21 protein-coding genes and 1 tRNA gene are annotated in these 17144 nt (G+C 58.1%); 15 read left to right on the forward strand and 7 right to left on the reverse strand.

The window, feature by feature from the left end; genetic code table 11:
- The first annotated feature begins 2 nt into the window (after positions 1-2).
- Together J0G10_RS11045 and J0G10_RS11050 are read left to right on the forward strand one after the other, a co-directional pair.
- A complete protein-coding gene (locus J0G10_RS11045) occupies positions 3-1238 on the forward strand; it encodes a c-type cytochrome (RefSeq protein ID WP_095124813.1) in 1236 nt (411 codons plus the stop codon).
- 1 nt (position 1239) lies between these two features.
- Positions 1240-2211 carry an XdhC family protein gene (locus J0G10_RS11050; RefSeq protein ID WP_220558426.1) on the forward strand — a complete coding sequence of 324 codons (972 nt, stop codon included), beginning with the start codon at positions 1240-1242 and terminating at the stop codon, positions 2209-2211.
- 42 nt (positions 2212-2253) lie between these two features.
- Here the strand turns inward: J0G10_RS11050 and J0G10_RS11055 are convergent, their stop codons facing one another.
- A complete protein-coding gene (locus tag J0G10_RS11055; protein WP_220558427.1) occupies positions 2254-3537 on the reverse strand; it encodes an NAD(P)/FAD-dependent oxidoreductase in 1284 nt (427 codons plus the stop codon).
- 183 nt (positions 3538-3720) lie between these two features.
- Here J0G10_RS11055 and J0G10_RS11060 point away from each other — a divergent pair.
- Positions 3721-3797, forward strand: a tRNA-Val gene (locus tag J0G10_RS11060).
- Between the two features lie 404 nt (positions 3798-4201).
- Here J0G10_RS11060 and J0G10_RS11065 read toward each other — a convergent pair.
- Positions 4202-4417: a hypothetical protein gene (locus J0G10_RS11065; protein WP_220558428.1), complete on the reverse strand. Its 216-nt coding sequence runs from the start codon at positions 4415-4417 to the stop codon at positions 4202-4204.
- Between J0G10_RS11065 and J0G10_RS11070 the strand changes: the two genes are divergently transcribed.
- Positions 4406-4861, forward strand: coding sequence for a DUF2214 family protein (locus J0G10_RS11070; protein ID WP_095047642.1), 456 nt, complete (start codon positions 4406-4408; stop codon positions 4859-4861). The genes J0G10_RS11065 and J0G10_RS11070 overlap by 12 nt on opposite strands.
- Before the next feature lie 225 nt (positions 4862-5086).
- On the opposite strand, the gene csrA is transcribed toward J0G10_RS11070, so the two are convergent.
- Positions 5087-5281 (reverse strand): carbon storage regulator CsrA, encoded by a 195-nt coding sequence (gene csrA, locus J0G10_RS11075; RefSeq protein WP_003179932.1) that lies wholly within the window; start codon positions 5279-5281, stop codon positions 5087-5089.
- A 249-nt stretch (positions 5282-5530) separates the two neighbouring features.
- On the opposite strand from csrA, the gene J0G10_RS11080 reads away from it, so the two are divergent.
- Together J0G10_RS11080 and J0G10_RS11085 are read left to right on the forward strand one after the other, a co-directional pair.
- Entirely contained in the window at positions 5531-5899 is a 369-nt protein-coding gene (locus J0G10_RS11080; protein WP_095047641.1) for an SPOR domain-containing protein, read from the forward strand.
- Positions 5900-5910: 11 nt separating this feature from the next.
- Positions 5911-6102: a hypothetical protein gene (locus J0G10_RS11085; protein ID WP_371857726.1), complete on the forward strand. Its 192-nt coding sequence runs from the start codon at positions 5911-5913 to the stop codon at positions 6100-6102.
- A 106-nt stretch (positions 6103-6208) separates the two neighbouring features.
- On the opposite strand, the gene J0G10_RS11090 is transcribed toward J0G10_RS11085, so the two are convergent.
- The 3 genes from J0G10_RS11090 to J0G10_RS11100 all read right to left on the reverse strand — a co-directional run bounded on the left by J0G10_RS11090 (position 6209) and on the right by J0G10_RS11100 (position 8457).
- Positions 6209-6898, reverse strand: coding sequence for an endonuclease (locus tag J0G10_RS11090; RefSeq protein WP_034152754.1), 690 nt, complete (start codon positions 6896-6898; stop codon positions 6209-6211).
- A gap of 4 nt (positions 6899-6902) precedes the next feature.
- Complete coding sequence (locus J0G10_RS11095; RefSeq protein WP_371748305.1) at positions 6903-7172, reverse strand: DUF1654 domain-containing protein; 270 nt, start codon at positions 7170-7172, stop codon at positions 6903-6905.
- 196 nt (positions 7173-7368) lie between these two features.
- Complete coding sequence (locus J0G10_RS11100) at positions 7369-8457, reverse strand: asparaginase (RefSeq protein ID WP_095047640.1); 1089 nt, start codon at positions 8455-8457, stop codon at positions 7369-7371.
- A gap of 349 nt (positions 8458-8806) precedes the next feature.
- Here J0G10_RS11100 and J0G10_RS11105 point away from each other — a divergent pair, with 349 nt between their 5' ends.
- The 8 genes from J0G10_RS11105 (at position 8807) to J0G10_RS11140 (ending at position 16429) form a co-directional block, all read left to right on the forward strand.
- A complete protein-coding gene (locus J0G10_RS11105) occupies positions 8807-9262 on the forward strand; it encodes a hypothetical protein (RefSeq protein ID WP_095047639.1) in 456 nt (151 codons plus the stop codon).
- Positions 9263-9462: 200 nt separating this feature from the next.
- Positions 9463-10419, forward strand: coding sequence for a sugar ABC transporter substrate-binding protein (locus tag J0G10_RS11110; protein ID WP_016984936.1), 957 nt, complete (start codon positions 9463-9465; stop codon positions 10417-10419).
- A gap of 56 nt (positions 10420-10475) precedes the next feature.
- Positions 10476-12029: a sugar ABC transporter ATP-binding protein gene (locus J0G10_RS11115; RefSeq protein WP_186624929.1), complete on the forward strand. Its 1554-nt coding sequence runs from the start codon at positions 10476-10478 to the stop codon at positions 12027-12029.
- Positions 12026-13003, forward strand: coding sequence for an ABC transporter permease (locus J0G10_RS11120; protein WP_007913478.1), 978 nt, complete (start codon positions 12026-12028; stop codon positions 13001-13003). Before J0G10_RS11115 ends, J0G10_RS11120 begins: the two co-directional genes overlap by 4 nt.
- Before the next feature lie 3 nt (positions 13004-13006).
- Positions 13007-14026, forward strand: a complete 1020-nt coding sequence (locus tag J0G10_RS11125; RefSeq protein ID WP_095047638.1) for a LacI family DNA-binding transcriptional regulator — start codon at positions 13007-13009, stop codon at positions 14024-14026.
- Between the two features lie 24 nt (positions 14027-14050).
- Positions 14051-14968 carry a ribokinase gene (rbsK, locus tag J0G10_RS11130; RefSeq protein ID WP_095047637.1) on the forward strand — a complete coding sequence of 306 codons (918 nt, stop codon included), beginning with the start codon at positions 14051-14053 and terminating at the stop codon, positions 14966-14968.
- Positions 14965-15369, forward strand: coding sequence for a D-ribose pyranase (rbsD, locus tag J0G10_RS11135; RefSeq protein ID WP_095047636.1), 405 nt, complete (start codon positions 14965-14967; stop codon positions 15367-15369). The genes rbsK and rbsD overlap by 4 nt, the downstream gene beginning before the upstream one ends.
- A 31-nt stretch (positions 15370-15400) precedes the next feature.
- Positions 15401-16429 carry a nucleoside hydrolase gene (locus tag J0G10_RS11140; RefSeq protein ID WP_099758547.1) on the forward strand — a complete coding sequence of 343 codons (1029 nt, stop codon included), beginning with the start codon at positions 15401-15403 and terminating at the stop codon, positions 16427-16429.
- Positions 16430-16462: 33 nt separating this feature from the next.
- Here the strand turns inward: J0G10_RS11140 and J0G10_RS11145 are convergent, their stop codons facing one another.
- Positions 16463-16669 (reverse strand): hypothetical protein, encoded by a 207-nt coding sequence (locus J0G10_RS11145; RefSeq protein ID WP_077571950.1) that lies wholly within the window; start codon positions 16667-16669, stop codon positions 16463-16465.
- A gap of 130 nt (positions 16670-16799) precedes the next feature.
- Between J0G10_RS11145 and J0G10_RS11150 the strand changes: the two genes are divergently transcribed.
- Positions 16800-17105 (forward strand): hypothetical protein, encoded by a 306-nt coding sequence (locus J0G10_RS11150; protein WP_095047634.1) that lies wholly within the window; start codon positions 16800-16802, stop codon positions 17103-17105.
- The last annotated feature ends 39 nt before the right edge of the window (positions 17106-17144 follow it).

Here is a 17144-nt window from a genome sequence, read left to right on the forward strand (position 1 = left end):
GCATGAAGCTTTTACTGACCCGCCTGACCCTGGCGGTCGGCCTTGCTGCGCCGCTGTTGTTTGCCCACGCCGATGACCAGGTCAAGCGCGGCGAATACCTCGCCCGCGCCGCTGACTGCATGGCTTGCCACACTGCACCGGGCGGCGCGCCGTTTGCCGGCGGCCTGCCGATCGTCTCGCCGTTCGGCACAATCTACGGCACCAACATTACCCCGAGCAAAGAGCACGGCATCGGTTTGTACAACGATGATGAGTTCTTCGCGGCGCTGACTGAAGGCAAGCGTCGCGATGGCGCGAATTTGTATCCGGCGATGCCGTATACCTCGTATCACCTGATGCCGCGTGAAGACTCGGATGCGATCCATACGTATCTGAAAACCATCGAGCCGATCGAGCGTGCAGCCCCGGTCACCAGCCTGAGCTTCCCGTTTAACGTGCGTCCGGGCCTGATCGGCTGGAACATGATGTACGGCAAAGCCCTGAAACTGGAGCCGGCCGAAGGCAAAAGCGAAGCCTGGAAGCGCGGCCAGTACATGGTCGAAGTGCTCGGTCATTGCGGCGAATGCCACACGCCGCGTGGCCTCCCGGGCGCAATGCAGCTGGACAAGCGTCTGACTGGCGGCATCCTCAATGGTTATCTGGCGCCGAGCCTGTTGGCCACCGATCTGGCCGCTCGCGGCTGGAACGAGCAGGACCTCGGCACGTTCCTCAAGCACGGCATGAGTGCGCAAGGGACGATGTTCAACGAGATGTTCCCGGTGTTCCACAACAGCACTCAAGGCCTGAGCGATGCCGATCTGGCGGCGATGGCGACGTTCCTGCTCGGCGACAAACCGCCGGCAGCCAAAGCCCTCGTTGAAGTGCCAGTCGAGAAACTCAGCGCCAGCGCCCAGCGCGGCCAGCAGGAATACCTGAACGTCTGCGCCGGTTGCCATGCGGTCGGTGGCGAAGGCAAGCCGCATATCGCGGTGGCCATGCGCGGTAATACCACGTTGCGTCTGGAAGACCCACGCAACCTGTTGCGCGTGATCGAGGATGGTATCGGCGAGCAGAAGTTTTCCGGGTTCGAGCACATGCAACCGATGCCGGGCTTCGCTGGCAAGCTCAGTCCTGAGCAACTGACTGATCTGCTCAACTACCTGCGTCAAGGTTGGGGTGGTCAATCCGCTGAGTTGGCGGTGAGTGAAGTGCAGAAGCTGCAAGCCGACGCACCGTCCATCGAGCACAAGGCGCACTGACATGCAGCATCTCGATCTACAAGTGGTGCGGCGAGCGCTGGAGTGGTCGGTGGCGGGGCAGCGCATCTGGCTCTGCACTGTGCTGACCACTTACGGCTCGGCACCGCGTGCGCCGGGTTCGCTGCTGGCAGTGAATGACAGCGGACAGTGGATCGGTTCGCTGTCCGGCGGCTGCGTCGAGGAGGATTTTCTCGAGCGCGTCGCCGAAGGTGCGTTTCTCGATGCGGTGAATGTCGTGCGTTACGGCGAAGGCGACGATCCGCGCTCGCGGGTCAGTCTGCCCTGCGGTGGCATCCTTGATGTATTGGTAGAGAAATTTGACGCCGACTGCGAGGTGCAGGCGCATCTGCGTGAATTGGAGTCGGCGCTGCTCGGTCAGCGCCGTTTGATTCGCGAGGTCGATCTGGCCAGCGGTGCGCGCAGTCTGTTCGCTGATCGCGAGCAGGGTGCGCGGATTGAGCGTGAGATTGATCGGGTGCGCATTCGCGTTGGCGCGGCGCAGCGCTTGTTGCTCGCCGGGTATTCCAGTGTGGCGCAAGCGTGTGCCGAGTTTGCCGTTGGATTGGGTTTTGAGGTGATTCTCTGCGATCCGCGCGACGAGGTGCTTGAAGGCGTGGTGCTGGATGGTGTGGAGATTCGTCGGCAGTTGCCGTCGGTGTTTATTGCTGACGGTGGCTGTCATCGTGACACGGCGGTCGTAGCGCTCACTCACGATCCGCGTATCGATGACTTGGCGATGATGGAGGCGGTGCGCACCGAAGCGTTCTACATTGGCGTGATGGGCTCGCTGCAGACGTCACAGAAGCGCTTCGAGCGTTTGCGTCGGATTGGCGGCTTGGGCGAGGCGGAGTTGGCGCGGATTCATGCGCCGATTGGCCTTAACCTCGGCAGCAAGACGCCAGCGGAAATTGCCTTGGCGGTGCTGGCGGATATCCTGCGGATCCGTAGCGGGATTGCTCGGGATCAGCTCTGAGTGCTGAGTTCAATAAATAGGGCCGCGATCAGCGGCCCTTTTTTACATCCCGAATTTATCGCGTAGCCCGTAATACCACGCACCCAGTGCGGCAAACGGCGTGCGCAACAGTTGTCCGCCGGGGAACGGATAGTGCGGCAAATCGGCAAACGCATCAAAACGCTCGGCCTGGCCGCGCAACGCTTCGGCGAGGACCTTGCCTGCCAAATGCGTGTATGTCACGCCATGGCCGCTGCAGCCTTGCGAGTAATAGATGTTGTCGCCCAGGCGTCCAACCTGAGGCAAGCGCGACAGGGTCAGCAGGAAGTTTCCGGTCCAGGCGTAGTCAATCTTCACATCCTTGAGCTGCGGGAAGGCCTTGAGCATTTTCGGGCGGATGATTGCTTCGATGTTCGCCGGATCGCGCGCGCCATACACCACGCCGCCGCCGAAGATCAGGCGTTTGTCGCCCGTGAGGCGGTAGTAGTCGAGCAGGTAATCGCAGTCTTCGACGCAGTAGTCCTGCGGCAGCAGCGCTTTCGCCAGCTCATCACCTAGTGGCTCGGTGGTGATGACTTGCGTGCCGCACGGCATCGACTTGGCCGCAAGCTCCGGCACCAGATTACCGAGGTAGGCATTGCCCGCGACGATGATGAATTTGGCCCTGACCTTGCCCTGCGGCGTGTGCACCACCGGGTTGGCGCCGCGCTCGATGCGCACGGCGGGTGATTGTTCGTGGATCGTGCCGCCGAGAGACTCGACTGCCGCCGCTTCGCCCAGCGCAAGGTTCAGCGGGTGGATGTGCCCACCGCTCATGTCGAGCATGCCACCGACGTACTGATCGCACGCAACCACTTCGCGAATGCGGCGCTGATCGAGCAGTTCCAGTTGCGTATGACCGAAGCGCTCCCAGAGGCGCTTCTGCGATTCCAGGTGGCCCATCTGTTTGGCCGTCAGCGCGGCGAACACGCCGCCGTCCTTCAGGTCGCATTGAATGTTGTACTTGGCCACGCGCTCGCGAATGATCCGGCCACCTTCGAATGCCATCTGCCCGAGCAGTTGCGCTTGCTTCGGCCCGACGCTGCGTTCGATCACATCAATGTCACGGCTATAACTGTTAACGATCTGCCCGCCATTACGTCCGGAGGCGCCGAACCCGACCTTGGCCGCCTCCAGCACGGTGACGCGAAAACCGTTCTCCAACAGGAACAGCGCTGAGGACAATCCGGTATACCCGGCGCCGATCACACAGACGTCCGTCTCCACTTCATCCTGCAAGGCAGGGCGGGGCGGTACGGCGTTGGCCGACGCAGCGTAATAAGACTCTGGGTAAGGGGTGTTCGCCATCCTGCAGCCTCTGTTTAATATATTTTACGAGTGCGTCGATCCTACCCGAGTTGAAAAACCTCCGCCAGCCACCGGAAAATCTGCGTCGGCGAGCCGAAATTAAATATTTTGCATATTCATAGGGTTAGGTGAAAAAAAGGTGTTGACACCCCTCCGGAATTCCGTAGAATGCCGCCTCACAGCAGGCACGTAGCTCAGTTGGTTAGAGCACCACCTTGACATGGTGGGGGTCGTTGGTTCGAGTCCAATCGCGCCTACCAAACAAAATCCGCTCTGCTGGGCGGTCTAAAAGGGCTCACCGAAAGGTGGGCCCTTTTTTGTTGTCTGCGATTTTCAAAACCCTCCTCAGGGCGCTAGCTGGACTCCGCGTTTAGTCGATCTCAGGGCATTCGAAATTCCATGCGAGGCCTGTTGATCCACTGCGAGTCGTGCTTCACCGTTTAGCGGGCCTTGCTGAATGGCGTGCGCAAGTCTTCGTCGTGCCTCCCACCTATGATCGAATTTCTGCGTCGTCGGGTCAGGCAGTTGGTTGACGATTCACCGTTCGTCGCCAGCGCCCTTTGAAAAAGTGTGGATATTGAACAGGTTACGAGTGTTACTAACCAGCCAGTTATCAAAAAAATGTTGTTACTGTTCGTGGGATTAAGTAACATTCGTCCCGCGTTCACCACCACGGTTTATGCATTTTTAAATCCCAAGCTTCCATCAGCTGCTTGGGATTTTTTTTGCCTGCGATTTGCCTCAACTGGCTGAAATTTCTCCTTTCGATCTTTCCTGAAAGCCTGGTGACACCCCGCAGGCAGATCCTTGTTTTTTCAACTACTACTACTGACTGGCCGATTTTCAACTCTGCAATGAGGGGGTATCGATGCTGGTTCATTGGTTTCTTGCAGCTGTTCATCTGCTGGCATTTGCCTTGGGTTTTTGGGCGGTGCTGACGCGTGGCACGGCGTTTAATCGCCTTGCTGCTGGTTCAGGCGAGGCCCGGCGCGTTTTGCAGGCCGATAACCTATGGGGCATCTCTGCATTGGTTCTGCTGGTGACAGGCGGGATGCGGGCTTTTGGAGGCTTTGAAAAGGGCACTGACTATTATCTTGATCAGCCACTGTTTCATCTGAAGATGACGCTGTTCGTGCTGATCCTGATTGTAGAACTCGCCCCGATGATCGCGTTGGTCAAGTGGCGGATCGCTTCCGCACGCGGCGCAGCAATCGATACCGGGCGCGCGAAGCTGTACGCACGAATCAGTCATGTCGAGGCGTTGTTGCTGGTGCTGATGGTGATTGCGGCCACAGGCATGGCACGTGGTGTGACATTCGGTTAGAGGGCGAATTCTCTGCGCTCTATCGGAAATGTCCGACAGCCAGCCTCGGGGATGGCAGGTAGTATCGGGCAGCAAGAGCATGCGGGGAGAGGTAGGAAGGGGAGTCGGGTTTTGCGTGTCAGGCGCCGTGCCCAACAGAGTGGGGAGCGGATGGCAATACGGCGCGTGAATCTCTAGCCAGTCATTCCACAAGGTAAACGGACTGGCTACTGACTGCGATCTGGCTCAGGGAGTTTGTGGCTTGTCCGGGGCGGTCAGGCCAGCCTGAATGCGCTGGTAAATCTCTTCACGGTGCACGGCAACGTTTTTCGGAGCGTTGATACCAATGCGGACCTGTTGGCCGCTTACGCCCAGAATGGTGATCGTAATGTCATCACCAATGTTTATGCTTTCACCGACTTTGCGGGTGAGTATCAGCATGGTCTTCTCCTTGATTGCTTTGTAGGGCACCTGATTCAGACAGTGCAGAGGTCGGTGTACGTATAGATTAGTGCGAAGTCTCACGGTTTGGGTGCCTCTTTCTGACGCGCAGAAGCGGCATTAATTCCCAGGGCGTAACTATACAGAGGCTGCAAGCATCAATCTCGTTGTTTTGTGCCCATTTTGCGGGGCTCGCGAAGTATTTATGAATGATAAGATCGCGGCTTTGAGAATTTCGAGGAAAGCGTTGTGCGCAAATTGGTTTGGGTAGTCGCGGCACTGGTATTGGCAGGGTGTGGTGAAGGCAAGAATGTAGAGGCGCCAAAACCACAATCGGCTGCAGTAACCGCGCCGGCGGCGGCTGCAGCACCACAATGGGATCTAGAAGTGCGCGGCGAAACGCCACAGGCTGTCAGCGACCTGAGTGGCTGGCTGATCGAGCACGCCTTCGTGCCTACGGTGATCAAGGACGGCAGCGGAAAAACGCGAATTCTGATTGGTCCGTTCAACTCTCAGGCTGAAGCTGAAGCACGTAAGGTGCAAGTGGATGCGGCGTTGGTGAAGGCCAAGAAGCAGAACGTTGAGTCGGTGCTGGTCGAGCATCCGCTCACGCCGTAAACGAATGGGCGGTGACTTTGCCAGTTGATATGGCAGCGGTGGGGCAAGCGATTGAATTGGCTGACGTCGATATGGAAAAGGACACTTTCTGGGAAATCGCCGACACCGCCACTGAGGGTTTTTACGGCTGGATTGCCGGGGAGTCGGCAGCCGTCATGAAGATTGCGCAGATACCTGATCAAAGAGCGTGGCATACCTCGTGAGTCACTCAATTTGATGGGCTGCTGGCGATACAATAAAGCGGCTAATCAAGCGTAAATGAAAAGGCCTCGAACATCGCGTTCGAGGCCTTTTTTGTCTGCACTGCAATCAGCCGCAGGCTTTCATGTTCACCGGGCCGACAAACTCGTTGCCTCGCCCCATCACGCACGCCACGCTCTGATTACGCTGACGCTCCCAGTCCTGCACCGGGTAAGTCTTGTCCCATGCCTCATACAATTGTCGATCCTGTTTTGACAGGCGCAAGCCGTACTGCTTGCTCATGTAGAAGTACGTGCGGGCAATCATGCCGCGAATCGACGGGCGGGGCATGACCTTCTTCGCCTTGAAGTCGACCTGGGTCAGGCACGAACCGTATTGCCCGGATTGCACTGGCAGCCAGCCGTAGCTGAAATTGCTGCGATCGCCATTGACCTCGCCGATGCTCGGCACCAGGTTATGCAGATCGGCTTCGGCCTTCTGATAGCTCGGGTCGTAACGGGTGCAGTTCTTGCGTCCGCCTTCCTGCCAGCATTGGCGCTGATGACCGAACTGCCAGGCCGGCACAATGTGTTCCCACTCGATGCGTGATGCGCGCTTGGCATTCTTGCGCGGTACGTAACCGCAAGCCTTCAGATCAACTTTGTTGCCAGTGTACTTGCACCCGCAATAGAACTCTGTGGACTGCGGTGCATACAGCTTCCAGGCGACCTTCTTGGCTTCGGTAAATGTGCGGGGCGCGCCAGCCTGGGCACCCATGGCGATGAACAGCAACAGCAGAGCAAAACAGCGGACACTCATTGAATCAATCTTCCTTCGGCACAACCCAAAAAATCTGCACGCCACCGTCGTCGCGATAAGCGAGGGTGACGTTGTCGTTCTCGTCGATTTCCTCAAGCAGGCGCTCCCACTCGTCCATCGGCTCGTCCGGAAGACGAAAGATCAGTGCGGCTTTGGCTTTCTGTGCGGTGGGGGAATTGATGATTTTCTGAACGCGCATGCCTATGCGTTCGTAAGCGTCAGGAGCATCAGGGGAGGTGGCCACGAGGTTATCCTTATTAAGCTGTACGTGCATACAGTATTTAACTGTAAGCATTTTCGCAACTGCTTAAAATTCAAGAAAATCCTCTGACAGCGGTTTTCCGGATTTGGTGTAGGTCGTGTCGAGTTTTTTGTAGGAAAAGTGCGAGAGCTTTGTGAGCGTTGCACCACCCGCCCGTCAGGCGAGTGGTGCAGGGTGCCCAATCAAGAATTGACCGGGCGAAAGTCCATCAGTATTCCCAGAACATCCGTTGCAGCTCTTTGCTGTCATTGGTTTTGGTCAGGGCGACCATCGCCAGGATGCGGGCTTTCTGCGGGTTCAGGTCGTGAGCGACAACCCAGTCGTATTTGTCGTCTGGCTGTTCAGCGTTACGCAGAACGAAGCCGCCAGCGTTGACGTGGGACGAACGAATGATTTGCACGCCATCCTTGCGCAGCGCTTGCAGGGCTGGAACAACGCGGGAGGAGACCGAGCCGTTACCGGTACCGGCATGGATGATCGCCTTGGCACCGGATTGTGCGAGAGCCTTGTAGGCAGTATCGCTGACGTTGCCGTAGGAATAAGCGATTTCTACGTCAGGCAGGCTCTTGATATTTTTGATATCGAATTCCGAATCCATGGTGTGACGCTTGGCTGGCAAGCGGAACCAGTAGGATTTGCCTTCAACCACCATGCCCAGTGGGCCCCAGGCGCTTTTGAACGCTTCGGTCTTGATGTTGATCATCTTGCTGACGTCACGACCGGACTGGATTTCATCGTTCATGGTCACCAGTACGCCTTTGCCTTGCGCTTCTTTGCTGCTGGCCACGGCCACGGCGTTGTACAGGTTGAGCATGCCATCGGCGGACATCGCGGTGCCCGGACGCATTGAGCCGACGACGATGATTGGCTTGTCGGTTTTTTCTACCAGGTTGAGGAAGTAAGCGGTTTCTTCCAGGGTGTCGGTGCCGTGGGTGATGACGATGCCATCGACGTCTTTGCTATCGGCCAGTTCGGCCACGCGACGACCCAGTTGCAGCAGGTTTTCGTTGGTGATGCTTTCCGAAGCAATCTGCATGACTTGTTCGCCACGCACGTTTGCCAGTTTGCTCAGCTCGGGAATGCCGGCGATCAATTGTTCGACGCCAACCTTCGCCGCTTGATAGGTGGCGCTGTTGGCGGCGCTCGCGCCGGCGCCGGCGATGGTGCCGCCGGTGGCAAGGACTACGACGTTAGCGAGCTTGGTCTGGGTTTCGACTTCTTTCGCCTGAAGGGCGGTGGGCAGGAGTAGGAGAAGGGCCAAAGCGCCCGGAACCAAAGTGTTGAAAGCAGATTTCATTATTTTTCTCTCTAGTAGTGAGACGGTGCTGATGCAGGTTCATCTAGATGCGCCCCAAGCCGATCTGAATGCTCGGGGTGCAGGCTAGGGAGCAGGATCTGTACCAGCCCTACTTTGCTTTAGAGAAATGTTTAACTTGATGATTTACATCAATATTTTATGGATTTGCAAATGGTGGGGCGAAGCGTTTATCCGGGTTTCCGAACAATGGAGGCTTTCGCGTTCGGTTCACCGAAAGGGACTACGGCTTCTTTCGAATGAAACCGGTTGCCGGCTCGGGATTCTCTACTAAAGAAATCGGCCTTGAGGCCGATGGTTGTTCTGGGAAACGCTTTTTTAGGGAGTTCACATGTCACTGACGATCGGTTTTTCAAACCCGGGTACAGTCACCATCGGCGGTAAAACCGCAGCGACGATCAATGCGATGAACCAGGCAGAGGCGGACGCTTCCGACGAGGCGCTGGGCGTTGAAAAAGAACCGAGCAAACAAGTCAGGACTGGCGGCCCTGCGCAAGAAGCCAGCCAGGCCGATAGCGCGGACAGCGGCGACAGTCTCAATGTCACCGTGAAAATGCTGCTCAAGCGGATGAAAGAGTTGCAGAAGCAACTGCAGGAGCAGCAACAGCAACTGGCGGCGGCCCAGGCTGCGAGCTATCCGACGCCTGAGGCCAAGTCGCAGGCGGTGATGTCCATTCAGGGTCAGATCGCGCAGACCAGCGGCGCACTCATGGAGGTCGCGGCGGCGTTGCTCAAGGAAATGTCCCAGGGCTCCACCAGCGGCAACGTGGTCAACACCACGGCCTGAGCATTGAAGGGCGAAGCAGCGGATTCGTCCTTTAATCAATGCCGATTTCTGATTGTTGACAAATGACGGCGGGATTCGCATAGTTCGGTCTACGCAAACGTTTGCGTGGCGCTCCCGGCGCTTTATGGCCCGGCAGAAAGCCAAGTAGCTTACGCCAGCGCAAGCGTTGCTCACAATAATCATAAGATCGGAGTGAACCCATGAAGCTGCCATTCGCTGGACGTCTTCTTGCTGTCGCTATGCTGGCTGCCACAGCCGCCGCACTACCTGTCTCCTCGGCATTCGCCGAATCCGCCGAAAAACCTAAAGTCGCGCTGGTCATGAAGTCTCTGGCCAACGAATTCTTCCTGACCATGGAAGATGGCGCCAAGGCGTACCAGAAAGAACACTCCGCCGATTTCGACCTGATCTCCAATGGCATCAAGGATGAAACCGACACTGCTGGCCAGACCCGCATCGTCGAGCAAATGATCCTGGCCAAGGTCAATGCACTGGTGATCGCGCCTTCTGATTCCAAGGCCATGGTGCCGGTGATCAAGAAAGCCGTCGATGCTGGTATCACCGTGATCAACATCGACAACCAACTTGATCCGGCCATCGTCAAAAGCAAAAACATCAGCGTGCCCTTCGTAGGTCCGGACAATCGCAAAGGCGCCCGTCTGGTCGGCGAATACCTGGCCAAGCAGCTTAAGGCTGGTGACGAAGTCGGCATCATTGAAGGTGTGTCCACCACGACCAACGCTCAGCAACGTACCGCTGGCTTCAAGGATGCGATGGACGCCGCACAGATCAAGATCGTTTCCCTGCAATCAGGTGACTGGGAAATCGACAAGGGCAACAAGGTTGCCGCTTCGATCCTCAGCGAATACCCGGACGTCAAAGCACTGCTGGCCGGTAACGACAGCATGGCCGTCGGCGCCGTTTCCGCAGTACGTGCCGCTGGCAAGGCCGGTCAGGTTCAGGTGGTCGGTTACGACAACATCAACGCTATCAAGCCAATGTTGAAGGATGGCCGCGTGTTGGCCACGGCTGACCAGTTCGCTGCCAAGCAGGCAGTGTTCGGCATCGAAACCGCGCTGAAAATCATCAAGGGCGAGAAAGTCGACAGCGGCGCCAACGGCGTGATCGAAACACCGGTCGAGCTGGTCACCAAGTAAGTCTTCTGGCGACACAACGGCGCTCGTCCGTCCGGGCGAGCGCATGGAGAGTTTTTATGTCAGTTTCCGCCCCGAACGCTGTCCTCTCGGTCAGCGGTATCGGTAAGACCTATGCGCAACCGGTGCTCACCGGCATCGATCTGACGCTGATGCGCGGTGAAGTGCTGGCGCTGACCGGCGAGAATGGTGCCGGCAAAAGTACCCTGTCGAAAATCATTGGCGGACTGGTCACGCCGACCACCGGCCAGATGCAATTCCACGGCAAGGACTACCGTCCGGGCAGCCGCACCCAGGCTGAAGAACTCGGCGTGCGTATGGTCATGCAAGAACTCAATCTGTTGCCGACATTGTCGGTCGCGGAAAACCTGTTTCTCGACAACCTGCCAAGCAACGGCGGCTGGATCAGCCGCAAACAACTGCGCAAAGCGGCGATCGAAGCCATGGCGCAAGTCGGTCTCGACGCGATTGATCCGGATACGCTGGTCGGCGAGCTGGGGATCGGGCATCAGCAGATGGTTGAAATCGCCCGTAACCTGATTGGCGATTGCCATGTGCTGATTCTCGATGAGCCGACCGCGATGCTGACCGCACGTGAAGTCGAAATGCTGTTCGAGCAGATCACCCGGTTGCAGGCGCGCGGCGTTTCAATCATTTACATTTCCCACCGTCTCGAAGAGCTGGCCCGTGTCGCACAGCGCATTGCCGTGCTGCGTGACGGCAATCTGGTCTGTGTCGAGCCGATGGCCAATTACAACAGCGAGCAACTGGTTACGCTGATGGTCGGTCGTGAACTGGGCGAGCACATCGACATGGGCCCGCGCAATATCGGCGCCCCGGCGCTGACTGTCACGGGTTTGAATCGCTCTGACAAAGTGCGCGATGTTTCATTCGAAGTCCGTGCCGGCGAGATCTTCGGGATTTCCGGATTGATCGGGGCAGGGCGCACAGAACTGCTGCGACTGATTTTTGGTGCGGACGTTGCCGACAGCGGCACCATCGCGCTCGGCTCCCCGGCCAAAGTGGTCAGTGTGCGCTCGCCGGTCGATGCGGTGCGCAACGGTATCGCGTTGATTACCGAAGACCGCAAGGGTGAAGGCCTGCTGCTGAGTCAATCGATCAGCGCCAACATCGCACTGGGCAACATGCCGGAAATCTCCAGTGGCGGTGTCGTCAACAATGGCGACGAGATCGCTTTGGCGCAGCGTCAGATCGACGCCATGCGCATTCGTAGTTCGAGTCCGACACAACTGGTTTCAGAGTTGTCCGGTGGCAACCAGCAGAAGGTTGTGATCGGCCGCTGGCTGGAGCGCGACTGTTCGGTGCTGCTGTTCGATGAGCCGACCCGTGGCATCGACGTCGGCGCCAAGTTCGACATTTATGCCTTGCTCGGCGAACTGACGCGCCAGGGCAAAGCGCTGGTGGTGGTCTCCAGTGATCTGCGTGAGTTGATGCTGATCTGTGACCGCATCGGCGTGTTGTCGGCCGGCCGGTTGATCGACACCTTCGAGCGCGACAGCTGGACCCAGGATGACTTGCTTGCCGCCGCGTTCGCCGGCTACCAAAAACGTGATGCGTTGCTCAATGAAGCGGCGCCTAGGGATCTCCCATGAAAACTGCATCTCCTGCCGGCAAACGTAGTGGCAACTTCTACGGTCTGGGCACTTATCTGGGCCTGGCCGGCGCCTTGCTGGCGATGATTGCGCTGTTCTCGGTCTTGAGCAGCCACTTTCTGTCCTATAACACCTTCAGTACGCTGGCCAACCAGATCCCTGATCTGATGGTGCTGGCGGTCGGCATGACCTTCGTGTTGATCATCGGCGGCATCGACCTTTCGGTGGGTTCGGTATTGGCGCTTGCCGCTTCGACGGTCAGCGTCGCCATTCTCGGTTGGGGCTGGGGTGTGTTGCCGTCAGCGTTGCTCGGCATGGCAGTGGCCGCACTGGCTGGCACCGTCACCGGTTCGATCACGGTGGCGTGGCGGATTCCATCGTTCATCGTTTCTCTCGGTGTGCTGGAAATGGCTCGGGGTCTGGCTTATCAGATGACGGGATCGCGCACCGCGTACATCGGTGATTCGTTTGCCTGGCTGTCGAACCCGATCGCGTTCGGCATCTCGCCATCGTTTATCATTGCCTTGCTGGTGATTATCATCGCTCAGGCCGTGTTGACCCGTACCGTGTTCGGTCGCTACCTGATCGGCATTGGCACCAACGAAGAGGCGGTGCGCCTCGCGGGGATCAATCCGAAACCCTACAAGATTCTGGTGTTCAGCCTGATGGGGCTGCTGGCCGGTATCGCTGCGCTGTTTCAGATTTCCCGTCTGGAAGCTGCTGACCCGAATGCCGGTTCCGGTCTGGAGTTGCAGGTAATCGCAGCTGTGGTTATCGGCGGTACCAGCCTGATGGGCGGGCGTGGTTCGGTGATCAGCACATTCTTTGGGGTCTTGATCATTTCGGTCCTGGCGGCAGGTCTGGCGCAGATCGGTGCGACTGAACCGACCAAACGAATCATCACCGGCGCCGTCATCGTGATCGCGGTGGTGCTCGACACTTATCGCAGTCAGCGCGCCAGTCGCCGGGGCTAAGAGATGGCAACGATCAAGGATGTGGCAGCCCTCGCGGGGATTTCCTACACGACGGTGTCGCATGTGGTGAACAACACCCGTCCGGTGAGTCAGGAAGTGCGGTTGAAAGTCGAGGCGGCGATCAAGAGCCTCGACTATGTGCCGAGTGCGGTGGCGCGCTCGCTCAAAGCCAAGACCACTGCAACCATCGGCCTGCTGGTGCCCAACAGTCTCAACCCGTACTTCGCCGAGTTGGCGCGGGGCATCGAGGATTATTGCGAGCGTAACGGCTATTGCGTGATCCTCTGCAACTCCGACGACAATCCCGACAAGCAGCGCAGCTATTTGCGCGTGTTGCTGGAGAAGCGCATCGACGGTTTGATCGTTGCTTCCGCTGGCGGTGACAGCGGCCTGGCGCAGGGGTTGGCCGGGGTGAAAACGCCGATGGTCATCGTCGACCGAAGTCTGGATGGCGTCGATGCCGATCTGGTGCGTATCGATCACGAATACGGCGCTTACCTCGCGACCCGGCACTTGCTTGAACTGGGGCACCGCGACATCGCCACCATCGGCGGCCCGGCCAGCACCAGTGTTGCGCAGATGCGTCTGGCCGGCTATTGCCGAGCGCTGAAAGAGGCGGGCGTTGATGTCCGTCAGGAGCGCATGCTGGAAAGCGATTTCACCAGTACTGGCGGGTACAACGCAGCGGCGATTCTGCTCGAGCGCAATCCGCCGAGCGCAATCTTTGCCGGTAACGACATGATCGGCATTGGTGTGCTGCGAGCGGCGGCGGAGCGCAATGTGCGCGTGCCGAGCGAGCTGTCGGTGATTGGTTTCGACGATATCCAGATGAGTCGTTACGTCTACCCGGCACTCACCACGGTGGGGCAATCAATCCTGCAACTGGGCGAGATGGCGGCCGAAGTACTGCTGCGCAGGATTGCCACGCCGAACCTGGGCACTGATCAACGGATCGTGACCCCGAGTATTGTCTTGCGCGAATCCACTGCACCGTTGTCCGGCGTGTTCACCGAATACCGCTGAAACCGAATTGACGAGTAATGATGTATGCCAGCAAATGTAGTGGTAATAGGCAGCCTGAACATGGATCTGGTGACCCGGGCGCCACGGCTGCCGGTCGGTGGCGAAACGTTGATCGGTCATTCGTTTGCCACGGTTTCCGGCGGCAAGGGCGCCAATCAGGCGGTGGCCGCAGCGCGTTTGGGCGCGCAGGTGGCGATGGTTGGCTGTGTTGGCAGCGACGATTATGGCGTGCAACTACGCAACGCCTTGTTGGCCGAACAGATCGATTGCCAGGCAGTGAGCGCTGTCGATGACTCCAGTGGTGTGGCGTTGATCGTGGTCGATGACAACAGTCAGAACGCCATTGTCATCGTCGCCGGCGCCAATGGCGCCATGACGCCCGCAGTGATCGACCGGTTTGATGCGGTGCTGCAAGCCGCAGACGTGATCATCTGCCAGCTCGAAATTCCGGATGCCACGGTGGGGCATGCGCTCAAGCGCGCGCGCGCGCTGGGTAAAATCGTGATCCTCAATCCGGCGCCGGCCAGTCGTCCACTGCCGGCAGACTGGTTTGCGGCGATCGACTACCTGATCCCCAATGAGAGCGAAGCGACCGTGTTGAGCGGGTTGCCGGTGGACTCGCAGGAAACGGCAGAAAGTGCAGCCAGTCAGTTGATCGCCATGGGTGCGGGCAAAGTCATTATTACCCTTGGTGCGCAAGGCTCGCTGTTCGCCAATGGCCAAAGCTTTGAGCATTTCCCGGCGCCCAAAGTGAAGGCCGTCGACACCACGGCCGCAGGCGACACGTTCGTGGGTGGTTTCGCCGCTGCGCTGGCCAATGGCAGGTCCGAGGCCGAGGCGATTCGTTTCGGGCAGATCGCCGCCGCGTTATCGGTAACCCGCGCCGGCGCGCAGCCGTCCATTCCAACCCTATCCGACGTACAGGCCTTTAAACCCGCATGAAAAAGACTCCTCTGCTCAACGTCGCATTGTCGCGACTAATCGCGTCCCTGGGCCATGGCGACATGGTGGTCATTGGTGATGCCGGGCTGCCGGTGCCGCCGGGTGTCGAGCTAATTGATCTGGCGCTGACCCACGGTGTCCCGGATTTCGTCAGTACCCTAAAAGTCGTGCTCAGCGAGATGCAGGTAGAAAGCCATGCACTGGCCAAAGAAATCTTCGACAAGCAACCGACCGCACTGAATGCGCTGGACGCGTTGAATGAAGAGGGCGCTCTGGGCCGTCGTGATCTGCTCAGTCACGAGCAATTCAAGGTTCTCAGCCGACAGGCACGGGCGATTGTTCGTACAGGCGAATGTCAGCCGTACTGCAACATCGTGCTGGTCGCTGGAGTCACCTTTTAACTTTTGATTTCACAAGCACAAGGAATGCGCCATGCAACGCTATGCTCAGAAACTGCATCAATTCATCCGGGGTTTACTGCTTTTGTCCGTAATCACTGCGACCGGCGCTCAGGCGGCGGAAAAAATCGACCTGATCATCGATACCGATCCAGGGGCCGACGACGTGGTCGCCCTGTTGTTCGCGCTGGCCTCGCCGGAAGAACTGAACATTCGCGCGCTGACCACCGTCGCCGGCAATGTGCGCCTCGACAAGACATCGCGTAACGCGCGCCTGGCTCGCGAGTGGGCAGGGCGCGAAGACGTACCGGTTTATGCGGGTGCGCCAAAGCCGCTGATGCGCACGCCTATCTATGCCGAGAACATCCATGGCAAGGAAGGCCTGTCGGGTGTCACCGTGCACGAACCGAAAAAGGGGCTGGCTGAGGGCAATGCTGTCAACTACCTGATCGATACCCTGAAAAAAGCCAAGCCGCACAGCATCACGATCGCCATGCTTGGTCCGCAGACAAACCTGGCATTGGCGCTGATCCAGGAGCCTGAAATTGTTCAGGGCATCAAGGAAGTGGTGATCATGGGTGGTGCGCACTTCAACGGCGGCAACATCACCCCGGTGGCTGAATTCAACCTGTTTGCTGACCCGCAAGCGGCCGAAGTGGTCCTGAAAAGCGGCGTGAAACTGACCTACCTGCCACTGGACGTGACCCACAAGATTCTCACCAGTGACGCGCGACTGAAGCAGATCGCTGCGCTGAACAACAACGCGAGCAAGATTGTCGGCGACATCCTCAATGAGTACATCAAAGGCGACATGGAGCACTACGGTATTCCGGGTGGCCCGGTGCATGACGCTACGGTTGTGGCCTACCTGCTCAAGCCGGAACTGTTCACCGGTCGCTCGGTGAATGTCGTGGTGGATAGTCGTGAAGGGCCGACTTTCGGTCAGACCATCGTCGATTGGTACGACGGCCTGAAGGCGCCGAAAAACGCCTTCTGGGTGGAAAATGGCGACGCGCAAGGCTTCTTTGACTTGCTGACCGAGCGTCTGAAACGTCTGAAGTAAGCCGCTCCCCCGCAGGTGCCAGCCTGCGGGTTTTTACACCCTCTCAGTGTGTTCAACCTGTTCGGTCGGGTAGCGCTCGAAAATCTGCTTGATGAATTGCTGAGCCGCCTCCGTGCCCAGCTCCTTGACCAATAGATCGATACCAATCAGCGCAAGCTCCTCGGTGGTTCCCGGGCTGTAAGAGCTGTGTCCGTCTGCCCATTTGGCATTAATGGCGGCGTCGATGCTGATGGTGGTCATGAGAGCGCTCGAATAGTCGGAAGATCTTGTATTTGAGTTAACCATTTTGTCGGGCATTTGGCACTGCGACTTAGGCATGAGCGGAGCGCTATGCGACACTTGGTCTTTTAAGGCTTCCAAGGATTGTGCTGTGCAGATCGATTTGAACACCCCTGACGGCCTCACGCTCGACGCGGTGCGCCAGTTGCTCGCCTCGGCCAGTGATGACGAACACACGCAGCTGCGCGTGACCAAGGGCGGTATCGCTTACATTTCTTCGGGTATCACCGGTGGGCAGGATATCGACGGTTTGCTGTTTCGCCTGGAAACCTGGGCCAAGGGTTCAGGGTACGTGGGTAACGTCGCGGCCAGTGATGAGGTGTGGGTGATGCAGATTTTCAACGCGTTGAAGGAGAACTGGCCGAATCCGCCGTATGACTACATCGATGTCTATTGAGCACCGTTAATATTCAGTCACGATTGATTGATGAAGTGG

Origin of the sequence: Pseudomonas germanica (assembly GCF_019614655.1) — a bacterium.
In the GTDB taxonomy this organism is placed as follows: domain Bacteria; phylum Pseudomonadota; class Gammaproteobacteria; order Pseudomonadales; family Pseudomonadaceae; genus Aquipseudomonas; species Aquipseudomonas neuropathica.